7 protein-coding genes are annotated in these 6,270 nt (G+C 71.2%); 6 read left to right on the top strand and 1 reads right to left on the bottom strand.

The window, feature by feature from the left end:
- Positions 1 to 242: IS1/IS1595 family N-terminal zinc-binding domain-containing protein (locus tag IEY33_RS09945; protein ID WP_188962928.1), on the bottom strand; the 242-nt coding region annotated here is incomplete at its 3' end.
- Positions 243 to 453: 211 nt separating this feature from the next.
- On the opposite strand from IEY33_RS09945, the gene IEY33_RS09940 reads away from it, so the two are divergent.
- The 6 genes from IEY33_RS09940 (at position 454) to IEY33_RS09915 (ending at position 6,269) form a co-directional block, all read left to right on the top strand.
- Positions 454 to 1,704, top strand: a complete 1,251-nt coding sequence (locus IEY33_RS09940) for an aspartate aminotransferase type Ic (RefSeq protein ID WP_188962927.1) — start codon at positions 454 to 456, stop codon at positions 1,702 to 1,704.
- 352 nt (positions 1,705 to 2,056) lie between these two features.
- Positions 2,057 to 2,599, top strand: coding sequence for a hypothetical protein (locus IEY33_RS09935; protein ID WP_188962926.1), 543 nt, complete (start codon positions 2,057 to 2,059; stop codon positions 2,597 to 2,599).
- Positions 2,600 to 2,627: 28 nt separating this feature from the next.
- Positions 2,628 to 3,011 carry a 4'-phosphopantetheinyl transferase superfamily protein gene (locus tag IEY33_RS09930; protein WP_188962925.1) on the top strand — a complete coding sequence of 128 codons (384 nt, stop codon included), beginning with the start codon at positions 2,628 to 2,630 and terminating at the stop codon, positions 3,009 to 3,011.
- A complete protein-coding gene (locus IEY33_RS09925) occupies positions 3,008 to 3,793 on the top strand; it encodes a Cof-type HAD-IIB family hydrolase (protein ID WP_188962924.1) in 786 nt (261 codons plus the stop codon). Before IEY33_RS09930 ends, IEY33_RS09925 begins: the two co-directional genes overlap by 4 nt.
- Entirely contained in the window at positions 3,790 to 4,608 is an 819-nt protein-coding gene (locus IEY33_RS09920; protein WP_188962922.1) for an HAD family hydrolase, read from the top strand. The genes IEY33_RS09925 and IEY33_RS09920 overlap by 4 nt, the downstream gene beginning before the upstream one ends.
- Before the next feature lie 68 nt (positions 4,609 to 4,676).
- Positions 4,677 to 6,269, top strand: a complete 1,593-nt coding sequence (locus IEY33_RS09915) for an ABC transporter substrate-binding protein (RefSeq protein WP_229670913.1) — start codon at positions 4,677 to 4,679, stop codon at positions 6,267 to 6,269.
- Position 6,270: the final 1 nt, after the last annotated feature.

The raw sequence follows: 6,270 nt of genomic DNA, 5'->3' as shown, positions 1-6,270 counted from the left end.
AGGTGTCTGCGGAACCAGGAGCGGCTGACGCCGACCACCCGGCAGATCCCCCGATGGGAGATCCGTTCGGATAACATTCGGTCGACCAGAGCGACGGTTTCAGGCGAAATCGGGGGTCGGGTATGGTCGAGCGTGAACTGGTACTTGCAGATACGGCACAGGTAACGCTGCTTGCCGGTGTGGGCATGGCCGTTTTTGACGATGCGGACGGCGCCGCAATGCGGACACGTAAGCTCGTTCATGGTTCATTGAACCACTGTCGTGCCCAGGAGTCCACGACCACAGGGACGCATAAGTTGACGTGCGGTGCATACCGCGCTATCTTTCTTATCAAGAGCGCCCGGAAGGGCGCATTTTTCTTGACCGGTGCGGGCGGGAGGTACGGGGTGCCGGGGCGCGTCTTCCCTATCCAATCTGTGGTGCGGGTCGCGTGGCCCCTGCTACGCTGACGGCATGACAGGCGCACGCGACCGGTACGAGGCGTTCAAGGCCCGTGGACTCAAGCTCAACATGCAACGCGGTCAGCCGTCCGACGCGGACTTCGATCTCAGCAACGACCTGCTGAACGCGGTCGGGCCGCACGATACGCTCACGGCGGGCGGGCAGGACATCCGCAATTACTCGGCGGGCGGCGTGGCGGGCCTGCCGGAAGCGCGGGAGCTGTTCGGGCGGATGATGGACGTGACGGCCGATCAGATGCTGGTGTGGAACAACGCGAGCCTGGAGGTGCAGGGCCACGTGCTGACGTGGGCGCTGCTGAAGGGCCTGCCGGGCAGCACGTCGCCGTGGGCGGCGCAGCGGCCGCAGCTGATCGTGACGACGCCCGGCTACGACCGTCACTTCCTGCTGCTGCAGACGCTGGGGTTCGAGCTGCTGACGGTGGAGATGCAGGCGGACGGGCCGGACGTGGACGCCGTGGAGCGGCTCGCGGCGGGCAGTGACCGCGTGAAGGGCGTGCTGTTCGTGCCGACGTACAGCAACCCGGGCGGCGAGACCGTCAGCGTGCAGAAGGCGCGTCGTCTGGCGGCGCTGAAGGCGGCCGCGCCGGACTTCACGATCTTCGCGGACGACGCGTACCGCGTGCATCACCTGTACGCGCAGGACCGGGACGAGGCCGTGAATTTCGTGGCGTTGTGCGCGGAGGCGGGACATCCGGACCGGGCGTTCGTGTTCGCGAGCACGTCCAAGATCACGTTCGCGGGTGCGGGCCTGGGGTTCGTGGCGTCGAGTGCCGCGAACGTGAAGGCGGTGGGGGCGTGGCTGAACGCGCAGAGCATCGGGCCGAACAAGGTGGAGCAGTGGCGGCACGTGCGCTTCCTGGAGGGCTACCCGGGCGGCGTGGAGGGGCTGATGGCGCGGCACGCGGAGATCATCGCGCCGAAGTTCGCGGCGGTGGACGAGGTGCTGAGCGCGGCGCTCGGGCGGGGTGGGGAGCTGGCGACGTGGGGCACGCCGAAGGGCGGGTACTTCATCAGCCTGGATACGACGCTGCCGGTCGCGCGGCGCGTGGTGCAGCTCGCGGGCGAGGCGGGCGTGAGCCTGACGCCTGCGGGCGCGACGTACCCTGGTGGGCTGGACCCGCACGACCGGAACATCCGGCTCGCGCCGACGCGTCCGCCGGTCGAGGAGGTGCGCGAGGCGATGGAGGTGGTCGCGGCGTGCATTCAGCTGGCGAGTGAGGAGTACCGGGCCGCGAACGGCTGATCCGGTTTTGAGCTGTACTTCTGGAGTTCAGCTGAGCGAAGCAAACACCAAAAAGTACGGTTTTGATCCGATTCCAGGGATGCCGGGAAAAGCACCGACATCTCTTTCACCGCCTCCAAACCGTATGACCGGGCGGGACCGTCCGGTTTCCGCAGGGAAACGCGGGGAGGGCCTGGACATGGCCCTCCCCGTGTTTCCCTGTCTGCCCTGCTCTGGGTGCCTCCCCACACCCTGCACATCCAGTTCGCGCGAACATGGATACACCTGTGTACAGGCCGCTGCGGCGGGCGGCGGGAAGTGTTCCCGTGCCCGGACTGGGTGGGTGCGGCCGCTCTCGGGATGGAGGTGGGTCATGCGTGGAACGGGTTGCCTGAGGTGGCTGGGTACGGGACTGCTGGGCGTGGGGCTGGTGTGGGCGGGTCTGCCGGGCGGTGCGGCGCTCGCGGCGGCGGGCGTGCCCGCGCTGCCGCCCGCGCGGTCCGCACCGGCCTCACCGTCCGCGCAGCCGGGCGTGAAGCTCGACCGGGACGCGGCACTGAAGCGTGGACGGCAGCTGGTGACGTGGTTCTACGCGCAGCAGCTCGACCCGGTGTGGGCGGCGTTCCTGCCGATGGCCCGCGCGAACTTCGGCGGGGACATCACGGCGTTCCGGGCGTACCGGGCGTCGGGCGTGAAGACGTACGGCCGGGAGACGCGGCTGCTGTCGGAGGACGTGCAGGAGCAGGACGGCGTCACGTATTACCTGCGGACGGCGACGTTCGAGCGTGGCCCGCGCGTGGAGTGGACGGTGGCGTTCGGGCTGGACGGGTCGGGCCGCGTCGTGAATTTCGGGATTCTGGGCGGCACGCAGGCCGCGCCGGAGCTGGGCGCGGCGGGCCGTTCCGTTCTCCCGTGAGGGGCGGCGGCGCTCTACACTCGGGGGCATGATCGTTGCTGTCGGCCATGACCTGATCGAGACGGCGCGCATCCGGGGCCTGCTGGAGCGGGAGGGTGAGCGGTTCTACCGCCTGTTCGCTCCGGCGGAACTGGAGTACTGCGCGCGGCTCGCGGACCCCATCCCGAGCTACGCGGCGCGGTTCGCGGCGAAGGAGGCCTTCCAGAAGGTCTGGCCGCGCCCGCACGGGTGGCGGGACGTGTGGGTGGAGCGGCCGCGCACGCCGGACGGGCCGTTCCCGTACGCGGCGCCGCTGCTGGGCTTCTCGGCGGGCATCGCGGCCGAGATGGCCGCGAACGGCTGGACGGCGCACCTGTCGCTCACGCACACGCGCGAACACGCATCGGCGGTCGTGATGCTGGAGGCGCGGTGAGTGCCCTGCCCCTCCTGATCGCGACGGACCTCGACGGGACGCTGCTGGACGCGCGCGGCGAGGTGAGCGCCCGGAACGCGGCGGCGCTGCGTGCGGCGCAGGCGGCGGGCGTGGTGGTGGTGCTCGTGACGGGCCGCCCGGTGCGGATGGTGCTGCCGCTGGCGCGTGACCTGCGGCTGGACGGGCACGTGATCTGCTCGAACGGGGCGGCCACACACCGCCTGCCGGACGGGCGGGCGGAAGACGCGGCGGGCATCCCTCCGGACGTGCTGCGCCGCGTGATCGGGACGCTGCGGGCGGGCGTGCCGGGCGTGACGTTCGCGCTGGAGTACGGGGACGAGGTGATCCGCGAGCGGGCCCTGCGGGACGCGGAGGACAGCGTGACGGACATCCTGTCGGCCGTGCAGGAGCGGCCGCTGCTGAAGCTGATCGTGCGGAGTGCGGGCGAGGGCACGCACGACCTGAACCGGCGCATCAACGCGCTGTGCGGCGAGGAGGTGCAGGCGTCGTCGTCCGGCGCGACGTTCAGCGAGGTGGCGGCCGCCGGGGTGGACAAGGGGTACGCGCTGTCGCGCCTGTGCGCGCAGCTGGGCGTGCCGGGGAGCAGGGTGATGGCGTTCGGGGACGCGCACAACGACCTGCCGATGTTCGCATTCGCGGGCGCGCGGGTCGCGGTGGGGAACGCCGTGCCGGAACTGCGGGCGGCCGCGTCGGCGGTGACGGCCGCGCACGACGAGGACGGCGTGGCCGTCACCATCGAGGCGCTGCTGGGGGGCGCATGATCCGCCTGATCGCGACGGACCTCGACGGGACGCTGCTGCGGAGCGACCGTACCGTCAGCGCGCGCACGCGGGCCGCGCTGGACGCCGCGCGCCGGGCGGGCCTGCACGTGGTGCCGGTCACGGCGAGGCAGCCGCGCAGCCTGCGCGAGGGGATCGCGGACGCGGCGGGCTTCGCGGAGTGGGCGCTGTGCGGGAACGGCGCGCACGGCCTGCACCTCACGACCGGCGAGACGCTGTTCGAGGCGCACGTGAACGTGGCGGCCCAGTCGCGGCTGGCGCGCGCGCTGCTGGAGCGGCGACCGGAGGTGAGGTTCGCGAGCGTCCGGCAGGGCGGGGAGGTGTTCGTGGCGCAGTACGGGTACGCGGCGCTCGCGGCGTTCACGGACCACCACCGGCACCCGCACGAGATGGGCGCGCACCCGCTGGACGCCGTGCTGGCTGAGCCGAGCCTGAAGTTCATCGCGCGCAGCCCCCGGCTCGCCCCGCCGGACCTGCTGGGCGAGATTCACGCGCTGGGCCTGGACGGGTTCACGGTCACGCACAGCGGCGCGCCGTTCGTGGAGGTGCTCGCGGCGGGCGTGCACAAGGCGTGGGGCGTGGCGCGGCTGTGCGAGCGGCTCGGCGTGGCGCGCACGGAGGTGCTGGCCTTCGGGGACGCGCCGAATGACGCCCAGATGCTCGCCTGGGCCGGGCGGGGCGTGGCCATGGCGAACGCCGAACGGGAAGCGCTGGACGCGGCGGACGAGGTGACGCTCGGCAACGACGAGGACGGCGTGGCCGTCACCGTCGAGGCGCTGCTGCGCGCGCAGGCATGAAGACTCCCTGAAGGGGGATCGTGCCCTGCACGGTCAGCCGCGCCGCGCGGCCCGCCTACCATACGGGGATGCTGAACCGCCTGCTCCTCACCTCTGCCCTCCTCGCGCTGGCCCCGCACTCGCTCGCGGCCAGCGGCACCCTCGTGTACGGCGCGCCCGGCGAGCCCGTGAACCTCGACCCCGGCAACGCCTCCGACAGCCCCAGCCTGCAGGTGCAGACGCAGATCTACGACCGGCTCGTGAACTTCAAGCCCGGCACGAGCACGCCCGCGCCCGGCCTGGCCGTCAGCTGGACCGCGAACGCGCAGGGCACCGTCTGGACCTTCAAGCTGCGTCCCGGCGTGAAATTCCATGACGGGACGCCCCTGAACGCCGACGCGGTCATCTTCAACGTGAACCGCTGGTGGGACCCGAAATTCCCGGACGGACACCGCGCGCAGGGCAAGACCTTCGAGATCTGGAGCGACCTGCTCGGCGGGTACAGGGGCGACCCCGGCAGCGTCCTGAAAAGCGTCACGCGCGTGGACGCCCTCACCGTGCGCTTTACGCTGCAGAAGGCCTTCACGGCGTTCCCGGACGTGCTCGGCACCGACTACTTCGGCATCGCGAGCCCCGCCGCCGTCAGGAAGGGCGGCGCCGCGTACGGCACGCCCGCCAGCCTGCCCGTCGGGACGGGACCGTATCGGTACGTCGGCTGGAAGACCGGGGACCGCGTGACCCTCAAGGCCAACCCCGCCTTCTGGGGCACCAGGAGCAGCGTGCAGACCTTCGTGATTCGATTCATCAAGGACCCCGCCGCGCGCCTCAACGAACTGCGGGCCGGAACCATCGACTTCGCCAGCAGCCTCAACCCGGACGACGCCGCCAGCATCCGCGGGAACAAGAACCTGCGCCTCGTGCTGCCGCCCGGCTTCAACGTGGGCCTCCTGAACCTCAACACCCGCCAGAAGGCCCTCTCGGACGCCCGCGTCCGGCAGGCCATCAGCCTCGCCGTGAACAGGAAGGCGCTCGTGCAGGCCTTCTACGGCGAGCTGGGCACGTCCGACGCGTCCCTGCTGCCGCCCGCCCTGGGGTGGGCGAACTCCCGCAAGGTGCCCGCCGAAGCCCCGTACGACCCGGCCCGCGCCCGTCAGCTGCTCGCCGCCGCCGGGTACGGCAGCGGCCTGAAGCTCGACCTGTGGTACCCGCCCATCTCGCGTTCGTACTTCCCCACCCCGAAACCCGTCGCGGAAGGCATCGCAGCTGACCTGTCCGCCGTCGGGATCCGCGTCACGCTGCGCACCGAGGACTGGGCCGTGTACCTCAAGGACCGCAACAGGACGCCCGGCTTCGACATGTACCTGTACGGCTGGAGCGGCGACTACGGCGACCCGGACAACTTCTACTCGGCGTTCTACGGCGACGGCGGCAGCGACGACAGCGGCTACAACCCGCCCGCCATCCAGGCGCTCCTCACGAAAGGCCGCGCCGCCGTCACGCAGGCCGCCAAGGCCCCCATCTACGCGCAGCTGCACGACCTCACGTACGCCGCGAACGTCCGCCTGCCCATCGTGCACGGCGTCGCCCCCGCCGCCGCGCGCAGCTACGTCAGGAACTGGATCACCGGACCGCTCGGCGTGCTCGAGAACGTCAACCTGATCCGGCTGGAAGGCAAGAAGTAAC

Source organism: Deinococcus aquiradiocola, assembly GCF_014646915.1.
Lineage (GTDB): Bacteria > Deinococcota > Deinococci > Deinococcales > Deinococcaceae > Deinococcus > Deinococcus aquiradiocola.
This window is presented reverse-complemented; position numbering and strand designations above follow the sequence as displayed.

Coding starts and splice junctions, on each gene's coding strand:
- IEY33_RS09940 (WP_188962927.1), top strand. CDS start 454: ATGACAGGCGCACGCGACCGGTACGAGGCGTTCAAGGCCCGTGGACTC.
- IEY33_RS09935 (WP_188962926.1), top strand. CDS start 2,057: ATGCGTGGAACGGGTTGCCTGAGGTGGCTGGGTACGGGACTGCTGGGC.
- IEY33_RS09930 (WP_188962925.1), top strand. CDS start 2,628: ATGATCGTTGCTGTCGGCCATGACCTGATCGAGACGGCGCGCATCCGG.
- IEY33_RS09920 (WP_188962922.1), top strand. CDS start 3,790: ATGATCCGCCTGATCGCGACGGACCTCGACGGGACGCTGCTGCGGAGC.
- IEY33_RS09915 (WP_229670913.1), top strand. CDS start 4,677: ATGCTGAACCGCCTGCTCCTCACCTCTGCCCTCCTCGCGCTGGCCCCG.